Here is a 22,823-nt window from a genome sequence, read left to right as displayed (position 1 = left end):
CTTACGCTGCGCCGCGGCGCGAGAAGGCGCCGTCGAGTTCGTCCTGGCCGTCATCGAGCGAGAGGCTGAAGCCGCCGCCCTCATGATCGGCACCCGCCGCCTTGCGTGGGCTCATGTGGGGGGCGCCGGCCATGACGGCATCGCGCATGCTGGCTTTGGCGGGCTTGCGTGCGGCGGGTGCCGGGGCCTTGGCACGGTTGACCTGGTTGCCCTCGATGCGGAAGTAGCTGATCGCGTTCTGCAATTGCTCGGCCTGGGTGGCCAGCTCTTCGGAGGTCGCCGACATTTCTTCGGCGGCGCTGGTGTTCTGCTGGGTCACCTTGTCGAGCTGCTGGATGGCAGTGTTGATCTGGGCCGCACCGGCATTCTGTTCACGGCTACCGGCGGAGATTTCTTCCACTAGTTCAGCCGTGCGCTGGATATCGGGGACCAGCTTGGAGAGCATTTCACCAGCCGACTGGGCCGCCTTGACAGTGGTGCCGGAGAGGGTCGAGATTTCGGCGGCGGCAGCCTGGCTGCGTTCGGCGAGCTTACGCACTTCGGAGGCAACCACCGCGAAGCCGCGGCCATGTTCGCCGGCACGGGCGGCTTCCACCGCGGCGTTGAGGGCGAGCAGATCGGTCTGGCGGGCGATTTCCTGCACCACCATGATCTTTTCGGCGATCGTCTGCATGGCGTCGACTGCCTTGTTGACCGCTTCGCCGGAGGCGATGGCATCGGCCGCGGACTGGCGGGCGATCTTTTCGGTCTGGGTGGCGTTTTCCGAGCTCTGCTTGATGGTGGCGGTCATTTCTTCCATCGAGGCGGAAGCCTCTTCGGTCGAGGAGGCCTGTTCGGTAGCGCCCTGGCTCATCTGCTCGGCGGTGGCCGATAGTTCCTGGCTGCCGGCCGCGACGTTGCGGGTGGCGGTGGTGACTTCGCTGACCACTTCGCGCAGCTTGCGGGTCATGGCGTTCAGCGCATCGACGAGATCCTTGATTTCGTCATTGCTCTTGACCTTGGCGGTGGCGTTGAGGTCGCCACCGGCGACGGCGTTGGCCAGGTTGAGGGCTGCGGTCATCGAGCGGGTGATGCCGACAACGATCCAGGTGGCGGCGATCAGGGCGATCAGCACCGAGCCGGCAAGCAGGCTCAGCAGCAGCACGCGGTTGAACTCGTAGAGGCCGACGGCATCGGCCTTGGCCTTGTCGAGGGCATTGGCATTGGTCAGCACGACGGCGCTCAGAGCGGTTGCCACGGCACTGCGGGCGGTTTCGGACTCAGTGGCCATCAGGGTGGCGGCCTTGGCGTCGCCGTTTTCGATTGAGATCGCCTGGTATTTGTCGACGATCGGTAGCCAGATGCCGAGAGCCTGGTTCAGGCTGTCGAAAGCATTGGCTTCATCGGAACCCGACAATTGGCGGCCGAGATTGGTGATGGCGGCGTCGAACGTGGCACGCTTTTCGGCGGAGGTGGCAGCGTACTCGGCCTGTGCAGCCATATCGTCGGCGGAGATCAGCACGTTGAGTGCGCCAATGCGCAGTTCACGGGCTGCCACGCTGGCGGTAACGGCCGCCTGGTAGCGGCGGAATTCGACTTCGTGACCGGCGGGAACGGCGGCGCCGAGGCGGTTCAGCAGGCCGGTCAGAGCGGTATCGACGGTCTTGAAGGCAGCCGAGGCATCGCCCTGAAACAGGGTGCGGGCTTCGTACGTCGAATTCATCTTGGAGAAATCGGCGAGCTGGCTGTGGAAGCCGACAAAAGTGGTGAACAGGGTCTTGACGTTGTTGAGCTCGGCCAGCGCGGCCGGATCGTCTTCAGCGGCGATCAGGCCATCCATCTTGCCGAGCACGGTGTCGGCTTCGGTGGTGACCTTGACGGAGGAGGCTTCCATGGCCTCGGGATCGCTCGACATCACCATGGCGCGCTGGTCGCGGGCCATCTTGTAGAGGCTACCCTGCAACTCGGTGGCGATGCGGACGCCGGCTGCGTCGACATTGATGGTCTGGGCCATCGAGTCGTTGAGCGTGCCAAGGCTCTGGACGGCAATGAACATGCTGCCGGCCGATAAAGCCACCACGACTGCAAACGCAGTCGCCAGCTTTACTTTTAGAGTTAGTCTCACGATGCAAGCCTTTCTTCTGATGCTGCTACAGGCGCGTTTCTGGCGCCCTGAGTTTCGAAAATACGCCCCAGATCGGGGATGATGATGAAGCCGCCATTGCGCTTGCCGATGCCGCGAACGAAATCAGCACGCCAGCGCATGCCGACACGGGGGGCCTCTTCGATGGAAGCGGCCTCGATGTCGGTGACGTCGTGAACCTTGTCGGCGAGGATACCGGCAATGGTGGGTTCGCCATCGATGTCGATCTCGATGACGACGATGCGGGTATCCTTGTCCGGTGGCGGCCGATCCATGCCGAACATGACCCGCAGATCGGCGAGCGGCACGACGCGGCCGCGCACATTGATCAATCCGCCGACAAAAGCGGGGGCGTTGGGCACCTCGGTGATCGGCACGAGATCGAGGATCTCGCGCACGCTTTCCGCTTCGACGGCGAACAGTTCATCCTGCAGGCGCAGCGTCAGGGCTTTCATCGGCCCGGCTTTGAACGCTTTCATGCGGCTTTCCCTTCGGACTTATTGCGGTCGACATAGCTCTGGCCGAAGCCGACCAGGTGAGCGGTGTCGAGGATGAGAGCGACGGTGCCGTCGCCCAGAATGGTGGCGCCGGAGAAGGACTTGATGGGCGAGTGGAGCTTGCTGAGCTGCTTGATCACGGTCTGGTTGTTGCCGATGATCTGATCGACCACGAGCCCGACCCGGCCTTCACCGGAGGAGACGATGACCACCTTCTGGTGCGGTTCGGCGGGCGCTGCGGTGTTGAACACTTCGCGCAGCCGCAGGAAGGGGACCAGGGCACCACGGATATCGAGGAAGTTGCGGCCCTTGGCATTGCCTTCGATGCCATCGGGCAGTTCGACGCACTCTTCGACCGCCGAGAGCGGGATGGTGAAGCGGCCATTGCCGACCCGCACCAGCATGCCATCGATGATGGCCAGGGTCAGCGGCAGGCGCAGGGTCATGGTCGAGCCGACGCCGGCCTTGGTGGTGACATCGATGCTGCCGCGCAGGCCATCGATGGTCCGCTTGACCACGTCCATGCCGACGCCGCGGCCGGAAAGCGACGTGACTGCGCTGGCGGTGGAAAAGCCCGGCGCGAAAATCAGCTGGTTGAGCTCCTGCTCGGTCAGCTTGGTATCGGCGGTGATGATGCCGTTTTCCTCGGCCTTGGCGCGGATGCGTTCGGCATTGAGGCCGGCCCCGTCGTCGGAAACCGAGATGGCCACTTCGGCGCCGGCGTAAACAGCCGACAGCCGAACCGTGCCCTTGGGCGTCTTGCCGGCGGCAAGGCGCTTTTCGACGCTTTCGAGGCCATGGTCGACCGAGTTGCGGATCAGGTGGACCAGGGGATCGGCCAGGCGCTCGATCATGGTCTTGTCGAGTTCGGTATCCTCGCCTGTGGTGATGAACTCGATGTCCTTGTCCAGGTCGCGGCTGAGATCATGGATCAGGCGGCGGAAGCGGCTGAACAGGGTGCCGATCGGCACCATGCGGATGCCCATCGTGGTATCGCGCAGGCCCGAGGACAGGCGTTCGAGTTCCTCGGCGATGGTCTTGAGATTGCCGTCGCTGCTGGAGGCGGCGATCTGGGTCAGGCGAGCCTGGGCAATCACCAGTTCGCCGACGCGGTCCATCAGCTCATCGAGCCGTTCGGCATCGACGCGCATTGAGGAGGCGGCCGGAGCCTTGGTATCGGTGGGGGCGGCAGGAGCTTCGGTTGCGGGCGCCGGCTTGGCCTTGGTGGCTTTGGGCGCGGCGGCAGGCTTGGGTGTGGCGACAGGCGCCGCGGCCACGGGGGCCGGCGCGGCTTCGACAACCGGCGCGGCGACAGGCTGGACAGCGGGCTCGGTGCCGGTCAGCGGCTCGATGGACAGCTCCATGCCATCGCGCAGGAACATGAAGACGTCTTCGATGGCGGCGTGCGGGTCCTCGGCCATGGTGAGATCGATCTGCCAGCCCAGATAGGGCACTTCGGGATCGATCACGTCGAGCGTGGGAATGGTATCGGTCAGCGCCGTGACGACACACGGGCCAAGGTCGGTGATTTCCTTGAGCAGCAGCAGCGGATTGGTGCCATAGACCAGCGCATCGCTGGGCAGGCGGAAGCGGATGCGCCAGGTGGTGGTCGCGGCGGGAGCGGCTTTGGCGATGACTGCCGCCGGCTCGGGCATATCCAACGCGATGACAGCGCCCTGGGCAACCGGTGCCGCTACGGGTGCGGCTTCGGCTTCGGCAGGCGCATTGGTGCCGTCGATGACGGCGCGCAGCGCCTCGAGGATGGCGTCGCCGCCGGCCAGCTTGGTATCGGGCTGCTCGACCAGCTTGTGGATGTGATCCTTGGCGTCGAGCGCCACTCCGATCAGCGCCGGGGTCGCAATGGTCTGGCCCTTGCGGACCTGGTCGAAGGCGGTTTCGAATTCGTGCACGAAATTGGCGACGGCAGTGAAGCCGAACATGGCGCCCGAGCCCTTGATGGTATGCAGGGCGCGGAAGGTGGAGTTGATCAGATCGTCATTGGCGGGGTTCTGCTCCAGATCGAGCAGGCCCTGCTCAAGCTGCTCGAGCAGTTCGCGCGCTTCCTGGCGGAAGGTCTCGGTGGGATCGGGAAAGCTCATTCGCCGGTTACCTTTTTGATGACGGCCAGCAGTTGGTCTTGTTTGAAGGGCTTGACGATCCATCCCGTGGCGCCGGCTTCCTTGGCCTGGCGCTTGAGCTCATCATCGGATTCGGTGGTCAGCAAAATGATCGGCACGCCCTTGCTGGAGGGGTGCTGGCGATATTTGCGAATGAACTCGATGCCGTTGAGCACCGGCATGTTCAGATCGGTGATGACGGCATGGACCGTGTTGGTCGTGGCCTTGGTGTAGCCATCGGCGCCGTTGATGGCCTCGATGACCTCGTGGCCCGCGGATGCAAGGGTCATGACCACCATCTGCCGGATGGAGGCGCTGTCATCGATGGTCAGGATCGTTTTGCTCATGCTGCGTGTTCCGTTGGTGAGGTCTTGGTCCAGAACTCGCCTTCCGGCGTGCGCGACTTGCCGTCGGTGCCGATAAATCCGGTTTGGACCAGGAGACGATGCAGCACGCCGTCCGGGGGGGCGCGCAGGGTCAATAGCTTGCCGGACGCCAGGGCAGATTTCCTGGCGGCGACGAGTAATTGGAGAATGGTGACGTCGATACTGGTCAGGCCATCGGTGACCACAGTAATGGAGCTGTGGTTATCCAGGGCCTGGCGCAGCAAACCGGCTATGTCCTGCACATTGCGCAGGCCGGCGTCGCCGCTGATGGAGAGCATGTGGGCGCTATCTCCGGTCATTTGAATGACCGGAAGGCAAGACTGATATGGCTGGGCATTATATTACTCTACCGCACTAAGAGGTTGGGAAGCGCAGGCGCTTTTCGAAATATTACTAGTCTATTAAATTGCTTTCGATTTGCATCACGGAGCTTCTTCTGTGTGCGCCCTATTCCCATCGAGCACATGACTTAAGGTATACGAAGGTGCTTAATTGAGAGTTACTGGATTTCGAAAGTTACACTTGTCTCTGCAGGTTGGAATCAAAGCAATATTTATCGGCTTGCCATGAATCAATCCTGGAATCTTCCGGCTGACCATGAATCCGTATGCCGGGGTGGTGAGTCATCGATTCAGTGCGACGAGTCAGACCGACAAAAGAGGCATAGATATACTGAAGTTAAACTGGAAGTTTCTGCGGGTATTGTAGATTTAGACGTATCTACACTTTCGGCGGAAGGGTCTCTGCCACAAATTTGCCGCAAATCGACGACGTGAGCTCGGCCGAGCGCCAATCATAATTTTCTTGCGCGACCGTAGGTTAGTGATTTGAGGGGTAGAACGGCGCGCGACTGGGCCGGACTAGAAGCCGACGGCGCTGCGGGGCAGTTCGCCCTGCATGATCATCTGGATCTCGCTCCACTTGTCGCGGAAGGCGGCGACGCAGGTCGGATCGAAATGAGTGCCGCTGCAGGTAATGATCTCCGCATAGGCCTTTTCGATGGGCCAGGCCTTCTTATAGGGGCGCTGCGAGCAGAGGGCGTCGAAGACGTCCGCAATGGCGACGACGCGGGCTTCGATCGGAATGTCGGTGCCCGAGAGTTTGTCGGGATAGCCGGCGCCGTCCCAGCGTTCGTGGTGGCTCTGGGCGATCAGCTCGGCGGTCTTGATCAGGTCGGACGAACCGTTTTCCAGAATGCGGGCGCCGATGGTGACATGCTCGCGCATGACGGCCATTTCCTCGGGCGTCAGCTTGCCGGGCTTGGACAGAATGGCGTCGGCGATGGCGATCTTGCCGATGTCGTGCAGCGGGGCGGCCAGATAGATGGTGCGGCAGCGCTGCGGGCTGAGCCCGATGCCGGCGGCGATCAACTGGCTGATCAGGGCGACGCGCGAGACATGCTCGCCGGTATCGCCGTCGCGATATTCGATGGCCCGGGCCAACCGCCAGATGACTTCTTCCTCGCGCTCCAGCAGGTGCCTCGTGGCCTGATCGACCTCGCGCGAGAGCCAGGTGGCGCGATCGGCCAGTTCGACCTGGGCCTGGCGCAGCGCCAGCAGGTTGACGACGCGCGCCTGCAATTCGGTGGGGTCGAAGGGCTTGTTGACGAAGTCCGTCACCCCGGCCCCAAAGGCCTCGAGCCGGATTTTCTTGTCCATGTCGGAGGTGACCATGATGATGGGCACCAGGCGGTAGCTGTCCATGGCGCGCAAGGCTGTGGTGACCTCGACGCCATCCTTTTCGGGCATGATGTGATCGACCAGCACCAGGTCGTACTGCTGGCTTTGCGCGCGCTTGATCGCCTCGAGCGGATGCTGGCAGGTATCGATCTGCGCGGTGACGGCCTCGTGGACGATCGAGGCGATCATCGCAAGGCTCGACCGGCTATCGTCGACTATGAGCACCCGCATCTGACGCCTCTGGAATTCCCCACCCGAAACATAAGGCCAAGCTCTTATTCGATGCTTAATTTTCGCCCGCCCGGCGGGCGCCTTCGGGCTAAGTCAAAACACGGTTTCCAAGCCGTTGCGACGATGGCCGAGCGCTAAAAGCAGGCACTATTCGTCGCTGCGGTCACTGCCAAAGGTGAAGCTGCCGATGCGGCCACCTTTGGAGCGCCAGGCGCGGTGGAGCACGAGAGCGTCGTTCTTGACCGCCAGCAGCGACAGCAGGGCGGCGAGGCTGGGGACGAACACCACGGCGGCGGCGGCCTCGGGCGTGAACCATTGCCGGTCGCGCTGATGCTGTTCGGGCCATTCGGGCAATTCGTGGCTGACCCGGAAGGCAAATACCGACACGACGCACGGCGAGGTCGAGCCATCGAGTTCGATGCGACGATAGGCGAATTTGGCGAGCCGTGACTTGCTGATCCGTCCGGTGACGCCGGCCTCCTCGAACGCCTCCTGGCGCGCCGCCTGCGCGTTGCTCTTGCCGTCCATCGGCCAGCCCTTGGGCAGTAGCCAGTGCCGGCTGATGCGCGAGGTGACGAGCAGAATTTCCAGCTCGCCGTCCACGCTTAATCGCCACGGCAGCGCCGCCACTTGCTTGAGGCGTTTCGAAGATGCCGCCACTTCAGTCATGCAGGGTCGCTTTGGATATTGGAGCCTCCGGCCGGACGGGGAATGGTCCCACAGTCCTTCAGTACAGCGATAATGTTCATGTGAACCATAGGTTCGCAATGACCAAGCGATATACCAAGCCGTTCGCCGATCCGAGTTAGTTTAACTCGTTCTGCACCACGGTGTTTCTTTCGCTGGCGGTGGTAGCAACGCGGATGCTGCGCCCATTCAATAGCCATGCCGTGCTGGGTTTCAGCCGCGTCGCCACTGTGCTGGTCCGTGCCAATAGCTGATGGGCCGGGCCTGCGGCGTGTCGCTCAACCGTCGTACAAGGGTCACATCACAGTCACGCCCATGAAACGCGACTGTCAAACAGGCCGAATAGGACTGCCGCCGCTGGCAAGAGCGCTCGGCACCCCATTTGGAGAGACCCCAATGACACGCAATTGGCTGCTCAATGCAGCATTTACGGTAGGCGCGCTTGCGCTCGCCACTGCGCCCGCCCTCGCGGCTCCGACCAAGTTCGATTTCTGGTATGGCCTGTCGGGCGATCTGTCCGAGCGCATCCAGGACATGTGCAAGGACTTCAACGCGTCCCAGGCCGATTACGAAATCGTCTGCACCAGCCAGAACGACTACGACACCAACCTGCAGAACACAATTGCTGCTTATCGTGCAAACAAGCAGCCGACGATCAGCCAGATTTTCGACGCCGGCACGCTCGACCTGATGCTGAGCCAGGCCTATCTGCCGATCGGCCAGCTGATGACCGAGAACGGCTACGACATCGACTGGAGCAACTACTTTTCCGGTATCGCGTCGTACTACTCGACCTCGAAGGGCGAACTGCTCTCGATGCCGTTCAATTCCTCGACCGCGATGATCTATTACAACACCGACGCTCTGACCAAGGTCGGCTTCGAAGGCCTGCCGACCACCTGGTCGCAGGTTGAAGACGTCGCCCGCAAGATGAAGGCTGCTGGCTACGATTGCCCGATCGGTTTCGATCCGGCCGGTGCCTGGCAGTGGTTCGAGCAGTTCGAAGCCGTCCACAACCAGCCCATCGCCACCCACGGCAATGGCTTTGACGGCCTCGATGCCGAAATGGTCGTTGGCAAGGGCAAGTTCGTCCAGCAGCTCACCTGGCTCAAGGCCATGTACGACGAAGGCCTGCTCGTCCTGAAGTCCAAGGACACCGGCGAAGTCGACCAGGACGCTTTCGCTGCCGGCAAATGCCAGATCTTCTCGGGTTCGATCGCCGGCCACGGCAGCGTGACCGCCAAGGCAATCCCGGATCTGCATTGGGACGTTGCCATGCTGCCGACGCTTGACGGCGTCACCCGCACCAATAGCCTCGTGGGTGGTGCATCGCTGTGGACCCTTAAGGGCAAGACCCCGGAAGAGTACAAGGGCGCCGCTGCGTTCTACAACTTCCTCGCCACTCCCAAGCAGGCCGAATGGTGGTCGACCGTGACCGGTTACATCCCGGTGACCAATACCGGCTTTGAGGCCATGAAGGCCAACGGCTTCTACGACAAGGCCCCCTACGCCGGTCGCCAGCGCGCCATCGAAAGCCTGACCGCCACCCCTCCGACCGAAAACACCCGCGGTATCCGTCTTGGCAACTACGCCTCGATCCGCGCCGAAATGGTCAAGACCATCCAGAACGTTCTGTTCAACAACGTCCCCGTCCAGCAGGCGCTGGACGAATTCGACGCCAAGGGCAACGACATCCTGCGTCGCTTCCAGGCCACCTACAAGGACGCCGTTCTCCCCTGATCGGTTGACTAACTGCGCGGGCGGCCATCAGGCCGCCCGCGCTCTTTCATTTTGACGAGGCGGGTATCTGCATGGAACGGCGCGCTTACTACCGCAATAAGGGACTGCCCTGGCTGCTTATCGCGCCCCAGCTCCTGCTCGTGCTGGTATTCTTCTATTGGCCAACCTCGCAGGCGCTCTACTGGGCCTTCACGCTCGAGCAGCCCTGGGGCGGCGGCAATACATGGGTCGGCTGGGACAATTTCCTCAGCATTTTCCACGATAAGGAATATTGGGGCACGGTCGTGCGCAGCGCGTTCTACGCTTGCTGCACCACGGCGCTCTCCATGTTCATGGCGCTGACCCTGGCGGTGTTTGTCGATCGCTCGCTTAAGGGTACCCGAGCCTTCCAGTCCGTCTATGTCTGGCCCTATGCCATCGCGGCTCCGGCGGCCGGCGTGGCCTTCCGCTTCATGTTCGCGCCCGAGGCCGGCCTGATCGGCGCCATCAACGATATCTGGCCCGGCATCTGGAACCCCGCCATCAATGGCTACCAGGCGCTCGGCATGATCATCGTCTGCCACTCCTGGCTCGGCATCGGCTACAATTTCATCTTCTTCCTCGCCGCCCTGCAGATGATCCCGCGCTCGATTTCCGAAGCCGGGGCCATGGACGGCGCCCGCCCGGTGCGCCGCATGCTCGACCTGCAGCTGCCGCTGATCGCCCCCACGGTGTTCTTCCTGTTGATCATCAACTTGATCTCCAGCTTCACCGACAGTTTTGGGCTCATCGACACCATGACCGAGGGTGGCCCCTTCGGCTCCACCGAGGTGATGGTCTACAAAATCTATTTCGACGGTTTTAAGGGGCTCGATTATTCGGGCGCCGCCGCCCAGTCGATCATCCTCATGCTGCTCGTCGTTGCGCTCACTTTCGTCCAGTTCAAATGGGTCGAAAAGCGCGTCCATTATAACTGAGGGCCGGTCATGATCGAACGCTCGCGAATTTTCGACATCGTCACCTATATGGTGATGGCTCTTGGCGTGATCGTGGTGGTCCTGCCGTTCTGGATCACCATCGTGGCAGGGTCACAGTCACTGGCCGAAGTCAGCCGGGTGCCGATCGTGCTCTGGCCGTCGAGCCACCTGTGGGACAACCTGGCGGAGGCCTGGACCCGCGCGGACCTCGGCCCTAAGTTGCTCAACAGCATGATCATGGCCGTCGGCGTCACCGTGGCCAAGATCAGCCTCGCCTCGATCTCGGCCTTCTCCATCGTGTTCTTCAATTTTCGCGGCCGTATGATCTGCTTCTGGCTGATCTTCGCGACCCTCATGCTGCCGCTCGAAGTGCGCATCGTGCCGACCTATTCGATCGCCGCCAATGCGCTGATGCCGTTCCAGGTTATCCTGGATACGCTGGGGATCACCGGGCTAGTCGAGACCCTGTCCGGCCTGCGGATCGACATGGAATGGAACCTGCTCAATTCCTATCCGGGGCTGATCCTGCCGCTGGTGGCGACCGCGACCGGCACCTTCCTCTATCGCCAGTTCTTCATGACCATCCCCGACGAGCTGGTGGAAGCCTCCAAGATGGATGGCTCCGGCCCACTGCGCTTCTTCTGGGACGTGCTGTTGCCGCTGAGCCGCACCAACATGGTCGCCCTTGCCACCATCCTCTTCGTCTCCACCTGGAACCAGTACCTGTGGCCCCTCCTGATCACCACCGATCGGCAGCATTTCGGCACCGCCGTGATGCAGCTCAAGTCCCTGATCCCCGCGCTGAACGGCACGCAGGACTGGAACGTCACCATGGCGGGCGCCCTCATCATCATGCTGCCACCATTGTTGGTGGTGGCCCTCATGCAGCGCTGGTTCGTGCGCGGCCTTATCTCCAGCGACAAGTGATCGGATCGATCGATGACCACAATCACCTTTAAGTCCGTCAAGAAGCGTTACCAGAAGACCCCGGTCGTGCACGGCGTCGATGCCCAGATCCAGTCTGGTGAGTTCGTCGTCATCCTGGGGCCATCGGGCTGTGGCAAGTCCACGCTGCTGCGCATGATCGCCGGTCTGGAAGAGATCAGCGATGGCGAAATCCTGATCGGCGACACCGTCGTCAACAAGCTGGAGCCGCGCGAGCGCGGCTGCGCCATGGTGTTCCAGAACTACGCGCTCTATCCGCACATGACGGTGCGCAAGAATATCGGCTATGCGCTCAAGGTGGCGGGCGTTCCCAAGCTCGAACGCGAAGACCGCGTCATGAAGGTGGCCCAATCGGTGAGCCTCGAAACCTATCTCGATCGCCTGCCGGGCCAGCTCTCGGGCGGCCAGCGCCAGCGCGTCGCCATGGCCCGCGCCATGGTGCGCGAGCCCAAGGTGTTCCTGTTCGACGAGCCGTTCTCCAACCTCGATGCCAAGCTGCGTGTCGCCATGCGCTCGGAAGTGCGGCGGCTGCACCGTGACCTCGGCGTGACGTCGGTGTTCGTCACCCATGACCAGACCGAGGCCATGACGCTGGCCGACCGGCTGATCATCATGAATGCCGGCCGCGTCGAGCAGATCGGGCGACCTTCTGATGTTTATCACAACCCCGCCAGCCGCTTTGTCGCTGACTTCATTGGCTCGCCGGCCATGAACCTAATCGAAGGCCAGTTCGACGCCAAGGGCGCGTTCAACCATGGCAAGGGCGGCAGGCTGTCCACCGAGTCCGGCCTGGCCCTGGCCGGCCGCAAGATCACGCTGGGCGTACGCCCCGAAGCCGTTCGCCGCGCCCAGGCCGGCAGCAACGGTGCCGTCGCCGCGGTGGTCGACTATGTCGAAGAGCTGGGCGCCTCCCGCCTGATCTATGCCGACGCCGATGGCAGCCGCCTGATCGCCGTCGACAACGGCACCGGTCACCTGCCGAGCGGCACCAAGCTGCATTTCACCTTCAGCGAGCAGGACGTGCATCTCTTCGGGGAAGACGGCCGCCGCATCGAAACCCATGCCAGCGCCGCCCGCATGGCGGCCCACGCCAACAAAACCATCAACGCCTGATCGCAAGGACTTTTCTCATGAGCAATATTACCGCCACCGGCTTCAACGCCGGCTCCGACGATGGCGAGCTGCCCAGCCTCGAGGCTGACCTGCGCGCGCTGGCCGATATGGGCGTCGACACGGTCGAACTCGCCGTCACCAGCCTCGACCTGGTCGCCGGCGGCCGCATCATCCCCGAACGCGCCCGTCGCCTCAAGGTGCTCACCAGCCAGTTCGATTTCCGCTACACCGTGCACGGCCTGGTTTCGTCTAACTTCATGGACCCGGTGACCGCGCCCTATCAGATCGCCGCCGCCAAGGCGCTGATCGAAGTGTGCAACGACATCGGTTCGGGCATCATCGTCCAGCATGGCGGGTGCCTGCGCGCCGACCAGTGGCAGGATCGCCCCAACGCCGACATGCGCGAACGCGAGGCCCTGGTCGAACTCGGCAATTTCGCCAGCCCGCACGGCGTGCGCATTGCCTTCGAGAACATCTTCAGCACCGAGCCCGGCCAGTATCGCCAGACCCCGGCCGAACTCGCCGAGACCGTCAAGGCGGTGAACCACCCGAACGTCGTCGCGCTGATCGACTTCGGCCACGCCTATCTCGAGAGCACGTATAAGGGCCTCAACTTCCGCGAGCAGATCGCCGCCATGGCGCCGGTCACCGGCCACCTGCATGTGCACGACAATTTCGGCCGTCCGCAGGCCTTCTACAAGCCGTTCTTCCCGCAGGAAAACACCGCGATGGGCATTGGCGATCTGCACATGCCGCTGGGCTGGGGCGACATCGCCTGGGAAGAGATTTTCGCCGAACTCGACTTCCTGCCCGATACCATCCTGATGATGGAAATCGGCAGTCGCTATCGCAGCGAGCAACCCGAAAGCCTGGAACGCGCCAAGGCGCTGATGACAGCTCGGTAAGCTGGTCGGTCCGGCACGCACTTTTGGTGCGCGCCCAGCTTACTTGTCGATGGGTGCGCTATCGGTGCTGTTCGAGCTCGATCAGCGTGCCGTCGAAATCCTTGGGATGCAGGAACAGCACGGGTAGGCCGTGGGCACCGGTCTTGGGCTCCCCGTCGCCCAGCACACGAGCGCCGCCGGCGACCAGCGCCCTGGCCGCGGCGGTGATGTCGGCGACTTCGAAACAGATGTGATGCATGCCGCCACCAGGCGTCTTGGCCAGGAAGCCCGCGATCGGCGATCCTTCGCCCAGGGGCTCGAGCAATTCCACCTTGGTGTTGCCGGTATCGATGAAGATTACCGTGACGCCGTGCTCCGGCAAGGCGATCGGCTGGCCGACCTGGGCGCCAAGCAGGTCGCGATATTTTGCCGACGCCGTCGCCAGGTCGGGCACCGCGATGGCGATGTGGTTGAGGCGCCCGATCATCGGTTGGACAGCCTTCCCTCGATCTGGCTGAGGACCGAAAACGCCGCGCTGAGCACGTTGGTACCCGGCCCGAAGATCGCCGCGACCCCGGCATCGAGCAGGAAGCCATAGTCCTGTTCGGGGATCACGCCGCCGACGATGACAGTTACTTCACCGAGTTCGCGATCCCGCAATGCGGCAATCAGTTCGGGCACGAGGGTCTTGTGACCGGCCGCTAGTGAGGACACGCCAACGGCGTCCACCTCGAACTCATCGACATGGGCGGCAACCTCGGGGGCGGTTTCGAACAGGTCGCCCATGTGGACGGCAAAGCCGAGGTCGGCGAAGGCGCTGGCGATGATCTTGGCGCCGCGATCATGGCCATCCTGTCCCATTTTGGCGATGAAGATGGAGGGAGCCCGACCGCGTGCCGCCTTGAAGGCATCAATACGGCCAGCAATCGCCGAGAATTCCGGATCGTCCCCATAGCCTTCCGCATAGACACCGGAAATCACCCGCGTCACTGCCGAATGGCGCCCAAACACGTCCTCCATCGCCAGGCTGATCTCACCCAACGTGGCTCGAGCCCGCGCCGCTTCGATGGCGGCTTCCAGCAGGTTGCCCTCGTCCTTGGCGGCGAATTCGCGTAGGGCCGACAGCATGGATTGGCACCGGGCTTCGTCACGCGTGGCGCGAATGCGCTGGAGCTGCGCGATCTGTTCGGCCCGGACCTTGGCATTGTCGATGTCGCGGACCTCGATAGCGTCCTCGACATCGAGCCGGTAGCGGTTGACGCCCACGATCACATCCTCGCCGCGATCAACGCGGGCCTGGCGGAGCGCAGCTGCCTTTTCGATCTCGAGCTTGGGGCCGCCCGACTGCACGGCCTGCGTCATCCCGCCCTGCGCCTCGGCGTCGCCGATCAGTGCCCGCGCGCCCACGACCAGTTGTGCCGTCAGCGCCTCCACATAGTAGGAGCCGCCGAGCGGATCGACGACGTCGGTGATGCGCGACTCGTGCTGCAGGATGAGTTGGGTATTGCGGGCCAGCCGGCTGGAAAATTCCGTGGGCAGGGCGATGGCCTCGTCGAAGGAATTGGTGTGCAGGCTCTGCGTGCCGCCCAGCGTCGATGCCAGGGCCTCGATGGTGGTGCGGATGACGTTGTTGTGCGGGTCCTGCTCGGTCAGGGACACGCCGGAGGTCTGGCAATGGGTGCGCAGCATCTTGCTGCGGGCATCCTTGGCGCCCAGGCCGGTCATGATTTCGCTCCACAACTGGCGGGCCGCGCGGAGCTTGGAAATCTCGAGGAAGAAGTTCATTCCGATGCCGAAAAAGAAACTCAGGCGACCGGCGAAGGCGTCGATATCGAGCCCCTTGGCCTGGGCGGCGCGGACATATTCCATGCCGTCCGCCAGCGTATAGGCAAGCTCCTGGACAGCCGTCGCGCCGGCCTCGTGCATGTGGTAGCCCGAGATCGAAATCGAATTGAATTTTGGCATATGGCGGGCCGTATGGGTGATGATGTCGCCGACGATCCGCATCGAGGGCTCTGGCGGGTAGATATAGGTATTGCGGACCATGAACTCCTTGAGGATGTCGTTCTGGATAGTGCCGTCGAGCTTGGCCTGCGGCACACCCTGCTCTTCGGCGGCAACGATGAACATGGCCAGCACCGGGATGACGGCGCCGTTCATGGTCATGCTGACGCTCATCTGATCGAGCGGGATGCCGTCGAACAGCACCTTCATGTCCTCGACGCTGTCGATGGCCACGCCGGCCTTGCCAACATCGCCGATGACACGCGGATGGTCGCTATCATAGCCGCGATGGGTGGCCAGATCGAAGGCGACCGAGAGCCCTTTCTGACCCTTTTCTAGCGCCTGCCGGTAAAAGGCGTTGCTCTCGCGGGCCGTGGAGAAGCCGGCATATTGGCGGATGGTCCAGGGCCGGTTGGCATACATGGTGGCCCGCACGCCGCGGGTGAAGGGCTCGACGCCGGGGCTCTCGGAGTCGGGGCCGAAATAGACGGGTTTGACTGCAACACCGCCATAGTCGCGGTCGAGCGAGGACAGCGGGATGTCGCGGAGTTCCTTTTGGGCGAGTGTGGCCCAGTGGGCGAAGTTGGGCTTATCGCTCATCACAACGCCTCGAATTCCAAAATCACCTGATCCACCGCCAGCACGGCGCCTGGCATCGCGTGTACCTTGCTCACCCGCGCTCGCTTTTCCGCCTTGAGCACGTTTTCCATCTTCATCGCTTCGACGATCGCGAGGGTCTGCCCGTCCTCGACGATGTCGCCCTCGACCACGTCGATACGCACGACTTGCCCCGGCATCGGGCAAAGCAGGAAACGGCTCATATCGGCGGGCACTTTGGCCGGCATCAGGGGCAGCAGCGCGGCGATGTGCGGCCGAACCACGATGACCTTGAGATCGGCGCCGCGATAGCCGATGCGGAAGCCGGACGTGGTCGGCGTGACCTTGAGCACGCTGACCTCCCCGCTGGCCCAATCGACGCGGGCGATGGACTGGCCGGGCGCCCAGTCGAAGCGCGTGGCGGTCGCGGTCTGGTCGAACAGGTTCAGCTCCCAGGTGCCTCCGGGGTCGAGGCGATGCAGGCGGGTGGGCACCGGTTCGCCGGCCAGCACCACGACCCATTCGCCATAGCTTTCGGTGGCGGTGCCCATGGCGGCATGCACTACCTGGCCTTTGCGGTCCTCCTGCAGGTGCCGCATCATGGCTGCGGCGGCAGCAACCTCGAACAGGCGGCCGCGCGGCAGCTCGGCGCCGGAAAAGCCCTCGGGGAATTCCTCGGCGATGTAGCCGGTGGTGAGGCGGCCCTCGCGAAAGCGTTCCTGGTCCATCACGGTGGAGAGGAACGGCAGATTATTGCCGACGCCCTCGACCTCGAACGTGTCGAGGGCCAACGCCATGGCGTCGATAGCTTCCAGCCGCGTCGGCGCCCAGGTACACAGCTTGGCGATCATCGGATCATAGAAGGTGGAGATTTCGCCACCCTCGAACACACCGGTATCGTTGCGCACCACGCGGTCGGCGTGGACGCTTTCTACTGGCGGACGGTAGCGCACCAGCCGACCGGTCGAGGGCAGGAAGTTGCGGTATGGATCCTCGGCATAAAGCCGGCTCTCAATGGCCCAGCCATTGCGCTGGACCTGGTCTTGGGTCAGCGGCAGTTTTTCGCTATTGGCGACGCGCAGCATGAGTTCGACAAGATCGAGCCCGGTGATCAACTCGGTTACCGGGTGCTCCACCTGCAGGCGGGTGTTCATCTCGAGGAAGTAGAAATTGCGATCCTTGTCGACGATGAATTCCACCGTGCCGGCGCTGGTATAGCCGACCGCCTTGGCGAGAGCGACCGACTGCTCGCCCATGGCCTTGCGGGTGGCTTCATCGAGGAATGGCGAAGGCGCTTCCTCGATGACCTTCTGGTTGCGCCGCTGGATCGAGCATTCGCGCTCGTTCAGATAGAGCACGTTGCCATGAGCGTCGCCGATCAGCTGGATTTCGATATGGCGCGGCTCGGTGACGAATTTTTCGATGAAGATGCGATCGTCGCCAAAGGACGAGGCGGCCTCGGACTTGGAGCGTGCAAAACCCTCACGGGCTTCGGCGTCGTTCCAGGCAATGCGCATGCCCTTGCCGCCGCCACCGGCCGAGGCCTTGATCATCACCGGATAGCCGATGGAATTGGAGATCGTCACGGCCTCTTCGGCATCGGCGATCAGCCCCATATGGCCCGGCACAGTCGATACGCCCGCCGCGGCCGCCAGCTTCTTGGAGGCGATCTTGTCGCCCATGGCTTCGATGGCCCCGACCGGCGGCCCGACGAAGATGATGCCTGCGGCCTCGAGCGCCGCCGCGAATTTGGGGTTTTCCGAGAGGAAGCCATAGCCCGGATGCACCGCTTGCGCGCCGGTCTGCCTGCAGGCGGCGATGATCTTGTCGATCTGGAGGTACGAGTCCTTGGCCGGCGACGGCCCGATATGCACAGCCTCGTCCGCCATGCGGACATGCAGCGCCTCGCGGTCGGCATTGGAATAGACCGCGACCGTGGCGATCCCCATTTTCTTGGCGGTCTTGATGACCCGGCAGGCGATCTCGCCGCGATTGGCGATGAGGAGTTTGGTGATCATGGCCCGGCTCCTCAAAGGGGAATGTTGTCGTGCTTCTTTTTCGGCATCGTGACTGTCTTGTTGCGCAGCGTCGAGAACGCCCGGATGACTCGCCGTCTGGTCCCGTGCGGCATGATGACATCGTCGATGAAACCGCGTTCGGCGGCGACGAAGGGGTTGGCGAAACGGGCCTCGTAGTCGGCGGTGCGCTTGGCGATCTTGTCCTTGTCGCCCAGTTCGGAGCGGTAAAGGATTTCGGTCGCGCCCCTTGCGCCCATCACGGCGATTTCGGCCGACGGCCAGGCGTAGTTTACGTCGGCCTTGATGTGCTTGGACGCCATCACGTCATAGGCGCCCCCATAGGCCTTGCGGGTGATGACGGTGACCAGCGGCACCGTGGCCTCCGCATAGGCGAAGAGCAGCTTGGCGCCGTGTTTGATGATGCCGCCATATTCCTGGGCGACGCCGGGCAGGAAGCCGGGGACGTCGACCAGGGTGAGGATGGGGATTTCAAAGCTGTCGCAGAAACGGATGAAGCGGGCGGCCTTCTTGGAGGCGTTGATGTCGAGGCAACCGGCCAGCACCAGCGGCTGGTTGGCTACCACGCCGACGGTGCTGCCGCCGAGCCGGATGAAACCGGTGAGGATATTGCCCGCATGGTCTTTCTGCAGCTCGAGGAAGTCGCCCTCGTCGGCGACTTTCTGGATCACCTCGCGCATGTCGTAGGGTTTGTTGGCGCCATCGGGGATGATGGTGTCCAGGCTATCGTCGCGGCGATCGAGCGGGTCGGCGGTCGAGATCACAGGCGGCTTCTCGCCGGCCTTGAGCGGCAGGAAGGCAAACAGGCGCCGTACTTCGAGCAGCGTCTCGATGTCGTTGTCGAAAGCGGCATCGGCCACTGACGATATCTTGGTATGGGTGGAGGCGCCGCCAAGCTCTTCCTGCGTCATGCTCTCATTGGTGACGGTCTTGACCACGTCGGGGCCGGTCACGAACATGTAGCTCGTATCCTTGACCATGTAGATAAAGTCGGTCATCGCCGGCGAATAGACCGCGCCACCGGCGCAGGGGCCCATGATGACCGAAATCTGCGGCACGGCGCCCGATGCCTGCACGTTGCGCCAGAATACGTCGGCATAGCCGCCCAGGGAGGCGACACCCTCCTGGATGCGGGCGCCGCCGCTGTCGTTGAGGCCGATCACCGGCGCGCCGTTCTGCAGCGCCAGGTCCATGATCTTGCAGATCTTCTCGGCGTGGGTTTCGCTCAGCGAGCCGCCGAACACGGTGAAATCCTGGCTGAACACATAGACCAAGCGGCCCTCGATGGTGCCCCAGCCGGTGACCACGCCATCGCCAGGAATGATGGTCTCGCCCATGCCGAAATCCGTCGCCCGATGGGTGACGAACATGTCGTATTCCTCAAAGCTGCCCGGATCGAGCAGCACGTCGAGCCGCTCATGCGCGGTCAGCTTGCCCTTGCCGTGCTGGATATCGATGCGCCGCTGTCCGCCGCCGAGCCGGGCCTGGGCGCGTTTGTCTTCGAGTTCGGCGATGATCTTCTGCATGAGGGTCCCCGTGGTCGAGGCAAGCTACCGCGTCGCGCCGCCTTGCCCAAGACATCAAAGTGCGTTTGTGTCTCAGACACACAGGTAGCTTGAGGTGCGGGGGGCGCCAAGCATCAAGGTCGACGTCGACCGACGCGAAATAATGTGGGATGAGGATCGGCCTCCGGTAACCCACTGAATTTATGGGCAATACGGGCCTATGCCGGAATGGTGGAGCTGAGCGGGATCGAACCGCTGACCTCGTCATTGCGAACGACGCGCTCTCCCAACTGAGCTACAGCCCCGTTCCGACAGCGCGTGGTATGAAGAAAAATCGTGAGGAGGGCAAGGGGGATATTGCGCCCGCTTGCCCACTGTGATCAGACCAAGCCGAACTGGACCAGGCTGTTGCCGGTGGCGACGGATGCCTCGGCGGCGGGGATCAGCGGGCGGCCGAGGCGAACGCTGCCGAGATGGCCGTCGACGCGTTTCTGGATGCCCATTTCGTGCATGTTGTCGCGCACGTCGCGGTCGAACAGCGCGACCAGGCGCACCACCCAATTGGGCAGTTCGGCGGTGGGCACGCGGCGATCCGGGAAGGCTGGCTTAAGCATTTTTCCCATATCGGACATCCAATAGGTGCCTTCGGAGGCGATGCAGCGCTGGCCGGCGGCGGCGGGATTGGTCATGGCATCGACCTGCAAGGCCGCGACGTCACGCACGTCGATTACCGACATGGCGAGCTTTGGCACGGCGGGCAATTTGCCATCGAGCAGGCGGCGCACCAGCAGGGACGAGGTGCCGGGGTCTTCATCGAGCAGGGGGCCGAAAATGCCGGCCGGATTGATGACCGCGAGATCGTCGTGCCGGCCGGCCGCATCCATCAGCGCCCAGGCCGCGCGTTCGGCCAGTGTCTTGGACTTGGGGTAGGGGCCGGTGGTCGGGCTATCGGCATTGGTCCAGTCGGCCTCGGTCAGGGGGCGCGAATAGTCGGCGTGGCCATACTGGATGGCGGCGATGGAGGAGGTCAGCACGATGCGCTCGACCTTGCCGGCCAGCGCTGCGGTGATGGCCCGGCGGGTGCCCTCGACGGCCGGGCGGATCAGCTCGTCGGGGTCCTTGGGCGTTTCAAGGATGAAAGGGGAGGCGGTGTGCTGCAGGTAGCGGCAATCCTTAACGGCGTCGGTCCAGCCGGCGTCGCTCAGCAGGTCGAGGGCGACGAATTCGAGCCCGGAGACATCGGCGCCGGCCTTGGCCAAGGTAGCGCGGACCTTGTCGGCCTTGTCGAGATTGCGCACACTGCCGCGAACGGTGTAGCCAGCGTTGAGCAATTGGAGGGCGACGTGGCCGCCGAGGAAGCCGGAAATGCCGGTGAGCAGGACACGGTCGGACATGAAGGTCTCCTTTACGAATTGAACGATAGATACTATCTTCGTTCAGTTAGTTCAAGAGTGAGTTTTTAGATTTGAACGAATTGGCCGACGGCAAAACCCAGGAAAAACGGCGGCGCATCCTTGAAGCGGCGCGTTTTCTGGTGCTGCGCAATGGTTTGCGCGGCACCACCATGGAGGCGATCGCCCGGGAAGCTGGGATCGCCAAGCCGACGCTTTATGCCCAGTTTGCCGACAAGGATGCGATCTTTGTCGGCATTGTCGATGCCATGATGGACGATCTGCTTGCCGCCTATGATAGCGGCATGGCGGGCGGCGGGGATATCTCGGAGCGTGTCGGCGCGGCGCTGGCGGGCCAATATGCGATACTGGCCCGGACGCTGGCGGGATCGCCACATGCTGGCGAGTTGATGAGCGAACACAAGCGGGTCGGCGTAAGGTTCCGCGAGAAGGATCTGCGGGCCGAGGCCGAGATCGCCGCGGCGCTCCGGGCCGCCGGGGTCGGCGAGCCCGAGCTGTTGACCAGGGTGATCTGCGCGGCAGCCTATGGCGTTGCGTTGAAAATCACCGATGAGGCCCAAATGGTCGCCGGCATCAAATTGCTGTGCCGGCGACTGATCGAGCCGGAACTGCACTAGACAGTCGCCCAGCCCCCGGACTTTTCGCTGGCAACGACGGCATCGAGGACGCGCATGCTGGCAATGGCGTCGTCCACGCCCCAGGGCAGGGGCTGTTCGCCGAGCACGGCCAGGGCGAAGGCTTCGGCCTGTTCGGTATATTGATCGACGGAGGGCAGGATTTCGCGGCGGGCGAGCGAGCCATCAAGGCCGCCGCTGTTGTCCACCGTGATGGCGGTAAATTCATCGGCAGGGGCGTTGAACGGGATGGTGATTTCGAGCTTGGCCTTGGTGCCGAGCACCTGCACGCGCTGATGCGCGGCCGCCTGGGTGGAGCAGATGAAGCTGAGCTGGCGGCCATTGCCGAAATCGGCCAGCACGCTAGCGAGGCGATCGGTGCCGAAATTTGGATCTCGTTCCACGAGGGAAACAACGCGCTTGGGCTCGGCGCCAAAGATGAAGCGCGCGGCGGTGATCGGGTAGCAGCCGATATCCATGATGCCGCCGCCGCCGATATCGGCCTGGTTGCGGACGTTTGAGGGATCGTTGTTGAAGTAGGAGAAGACCGCGTTGATGGCGCGCACGTCGCCCAGTTCGCCTGAGCGCACGATGTCGCGGGCGCGCAGCCATTGCGGGTGGAAGCGGATCATGAAGGCTTCGAGCACGATGATGCCGGGCGGGATGCCCCGCAGCGCCTCGGCGTCCTGGGCATTGAGGGCGATGGGCTTTTCGCACAGCACGTGCTTGCCGGCCTTGGCGGCGGCGAGGGTCATCGGCACATGCAGGTGATTGGGCAGGGGATTGTAGATGGCGTCGATATCGGGATCGGCGAAGAGTTCTTCGTAGGAGCCGTAGGCCTTGGCGATGCCGAGCTCGGCGGCGGCGGCCTGGGCTTTGCCAAGATCACGCGAGGCGATGGCCACGACTTCGGAATGGGCCGATTTCTGGATGGCGGGCGTCACCTTGGCCATGCCGATATTGGCGGTGGACAGAATGCCCCAGCGGATTTTTTTGGTCGTGGTCATGGATACCTCCTCAAGCTGCATCAGGCTTAGCGGGGCGAGGCGGACTTGACTAGTATGGAAGTGGGCGTGTCGGAGCGCCGGACGGGATGACCTCCGGGTTTGCAGAAGACTGCGGCATGCGGCGAGACGTGCCTCATGGGTTATATTAGTAAGCGAGACAACGTCTCGCCGCATGCGATGGGGTTTCTGGCCGCTCGAACGTGGCCTCCATTGTTTCAGGAGACGAACGTCGCGCTGGCCCAGGGATCGCGCGACCGCATTCCCCTCCCACCAAACTCCCCACGGCCGTTC

Annotated in this window: 19 protein-coding genes and 1 tRNA gene; 6 read left to right on the top strand and 14 right to left on the bottom strand. The window is 63.1% G+C overall.

Translation table 11 applies throughout. From position 1 onward, the window contains the following. Position 1: 1 nt before the first annotated feature. From JWR51_RS12205 to JWR51_RS12175, 7 genes are all read right to left on the bottom strand, one after another. Positions 2 to 2,104: a methyl-accepting chemotaxis protein gene (locus JWR51_RS12205; protein WP_299747740.1), complete on the bottom strand. Its 2,103-nt coding sequence runs from the start codon at positions 2,102 to 2,104 to the stop codon at positions 2 to 4. After that, entirely contained in the window at positions 2,101 to 2,601 is a 501-nt protein-coding gene (locus JWR51_RS12200) for a chemotaxis protein CheW (RefSeq protein ID WP_299747738.1), read from the bottom strand. Before JWR51_RS12200 ends, JWR51_RS12205 begins: the two co-directional genes overlap by 4 nt. Further along, positions 2,598 to 4,718 carry a chemotaxis protein CheA gene (locus JWR51_RS12195; RefSeq protein WP_299747736.1) on the bottom strand — a complete coding sequence of 707 codons (2,121 nt, stop codon included), beginning with the start codon at positions 4,716 to 4,718 and terminating at the stop codon, positions 2,598 to 2,600. The genes JWR51_RS12200 and JWR51_RS12195 overlap by 4 nt, the downstream gene beginning before the upstream one ends. After that, positions 4,715 to 5,083 (bottom strand): response regulator, encoded by a 369-nt coding sequence (locus JWR51_RS12190; protein ID WP_299730593.1) that lies wholly within the window; start codon positions 5,081 to 5,083, stop codon positions 4,715 to 4,717. The genes JWR51_RS12195 and JWR51_RS12190 overlap by 4 nt, the downstream gene beginning before the upstream one ends. Continuing rightward, entirely contained in the window at positions 5,080 to 5,400 is a 321-nt protein-coding gene (locus tag JWR51_RS12185; RefSeq protein WP_299747735.1) for an STAS domain-containing protein, read from the bottom strand. The genes JWR51_RS12190 and JWR51_RS12185 overlap by 4 nt, the downstream gene beginning before the upstream one ends. 582 nt (positions 5,401 to 5,982) lie before the next feature. Next, on the bottom strand, positions 5,983 to 7,032 hold the full coding sequence (locus JWR51_RS12180) for an HD domain-containing phosphohydrolase (protein ID WP_299747733.1): 1,050 nt from the start codon (positions 7,030 to 7,032) through the stop codon (positions 5,983 to 5,985). A gap of 147 nt (positions 7,033 to 7,179) precedes the next feature. Further along, positions 7,180 to 7,701 carry an NUDIX hydrolase gene (locus JWR51_RS12175; protein ID WP_299747731.1) on the bottom strand — a complete coding sequence of 174 codons (522 nt, stop codon included), beginning with the start codon at positions 7,699 to 7,701 and terminating at the stop codon, positions 7,180 to 7,182. A gap of 414 nt (positions 7,702 to 8,115) precedes the next feature. Between JWR51_RS12175 and JWR51_RS12170 the strand changes: the two genes are divergently transcribed. The 5 genes from JWR51_RS12170 to JWR51_RS12150 all read left to right on the top strand — a co-directional run bounded on the left by JWR51_RS12170 (position 8,116) and on the right by JWR51_RS12150 (position 13,378). Further along, positions 8,116 to 9,459: an extracellular solute-binding protein gene (locus JWR51_RS12170; protein WP_299747729.1), complete on the top strand. Its 1,344-nt coding sequence runs from the start codon at positions 8,116 to 8,118 to the stop codon at positions 9,457 to 9,459. 71 nt (positions 9,460 to 9,530) lie between these two features. After that, the gene (locus tag JWR51_RS12165) at positions 9,531 to 10,415 is read left to right on the top strand and encodes an ABC transporter permease subunit (RefSeq protein ID WP_299747727.1); all 885 of its coding nucleotides are present in this window, start codon (positions 9,531 to 9,533) and stop codon (positions 10,413 to 10,415) included. Between the two features lie 9 nt (positions 10,416 to 10,424). Continuing rightward, on the top strand, positions 10,425 to 11,342 hold the full coding sequence (locus tag JWR51_RS12160; protein ID WP_299747725.1) for an ABC transporter permease subunit: 918 nt from the start codon (positions 10,425 to 10,427) through the stop codon (positions 11,340 to 11,342). 12 nt (positions 11,343 to 11,354) lie between these two features. After that, positions 11,355 to 12,473 (top strand): sn-glycerol-3-phosphate ABC transporter ATP-binding protein UgpC, encoded by a 1,119-nt coding sequence (gene ugpC, locus JWR51_RS12155; RefSeq protein WP_299747723.1) that lies wholly within the window; start codon positions 11,355 to 11,357, stop codon positions 12,471 to 12,473. 17 nt (positions 12,474 to 12,490) lie between these two features. Further along, positions 12,491 to 13,378, top strand: a complete 888-nt coding sequence (locus tag JWR51_RS12150) for a TIM barrel protein (RefSeq protein ID WP_299747721.1) — start codon at positions 12,491 to 12,493, stop codon at positions 13,376 to 13,378. A 58-nt stretch (positions 13,379 to 13,436) separates the two neighbouring features. On the opposite strand, the gene mce is transcribed toward JWR51_RS12150, so the two are convergent. From mce to JWR51_RS12120, 6 genes are all read right to left on the bottom strand, one after another. Beyond that, positions 13,437 to 13,844 (bottom strand): methylmalonyl-CoA epimerase, encoded by a 408-nt coding sequence (gene mce, locus JWR51_RS12145; protein ID WP_299747719.1) that lies wholly within the window; start codon positions 13,842 to 13,844, stop codon positions 13,437 to 13,439. Next, positions 13,841 to 15,961, bottom strand: a complete 2,121-nt coding sequence (gene scpA, locus JWR51_RS12140) for a methylmalonyl-CoA mutase (protein ID WP_299747717.1) — start codon at positions 15,959 to 15,961, stop codon at positions 13,841 to 13,843. The genes mce and scpA overlap by 4 nt, the downstream gene beginning before the upstream one ends. Beyond that, positions 15,961 to 17,976: an acetyl/propionyl/methylcrotonyl-CoA carboxylase subunit alpha gene (locus tag JWR51_RS12135; protein ID WP_299747715.1), complete on the bottom strand. Its 2,016-nt coding sequence runs from the start codon at positions 17,974 to 17,976 to the stop codon at positions 15,961 to 15,963. Before JWR51_RS12135 ends, scpA begins: the two co-directional genes overlap by 1 nt. Positions 17,977 to 17,987: 11 nt before the next feature. Further along, positions 17,988 to 19,520, bottom strand: a complete 1,533-nt coding sequence (locus tag JWR51_RS12130; RefSeq protein ID WP_299747714.1) for an acyl-CoA carboxylase subunit beta — start codon at positions 19,518 to 19,520, stop codon at positions 17,988 to 17,990. A gap of 208 nt (positions 19,521 to 19,728) precedes the next feature. Next, positions 19,729 to 19,804, bottom strand: a tRNA-Ala gene (locus tag JWR51_RS12125). Between the two features lie 75 nt (positions 19,805 to 19,879). Further along, entirely contained in the window at positions 19,880 to 20,893 is a 1,014-nt protein-coding gene (locus JWR51_RS12120; RefSeq protein ID WP_299747712.1) for an aldehyde reductase, read from the bottom strand. Between the two features lie 71 nt (positions 20,894 to 20,964). Between JWR51_RS12120 and JWR51_RS12115 the strand changes: the two genes are divergently transcribed. After that, positions 20,965 to 21,528: a helix-turn-helix domain-containing protein gene (locus JWR51_RS12115; protein ID WP_299747710.1), complete on the top strand. Its 564-nt coding sequence runs from the start codon at positions 20,965 to 20,967 to the stop codon at positions 21,526 to 21,528. Here the strand turns inward: JWR51_RS12115 and JWR51_RS12110 are convergent. Then, positions 21,525 to 22,532, bottom strand: a complete 1,008-nt coding sequence (locus JWR51_RS12110; protein ID WP_299747708.1) for a Gfo/Idh/MocA family oxidoreductase — start codon at positions 22,530 to 22,532, stop codon at positions 21,525 to 21,527. The two genes, JWR51_RS12115 and JWR51_RS12110, sit on opposite strands and share 4 nt — an antisense overlap. Positions 22,533 to 22,823: the final 291 nt, after the last annotated feature.

This window comes from Devosia sp. (assembly GCF_028290625.1).
In the GTDB taxonomy this organism is placed as follows: domain Bacteria; phylum Pseudomonadota; class Alphaproteobacteria; order Rhizobiales; family Devosiaceae; genus Devosia.
The sequence above is the reverse complement of the archived record's forward strand: the minus strand, read 5'-3'. Positions and strand labels throughout refer to the sequence as shown.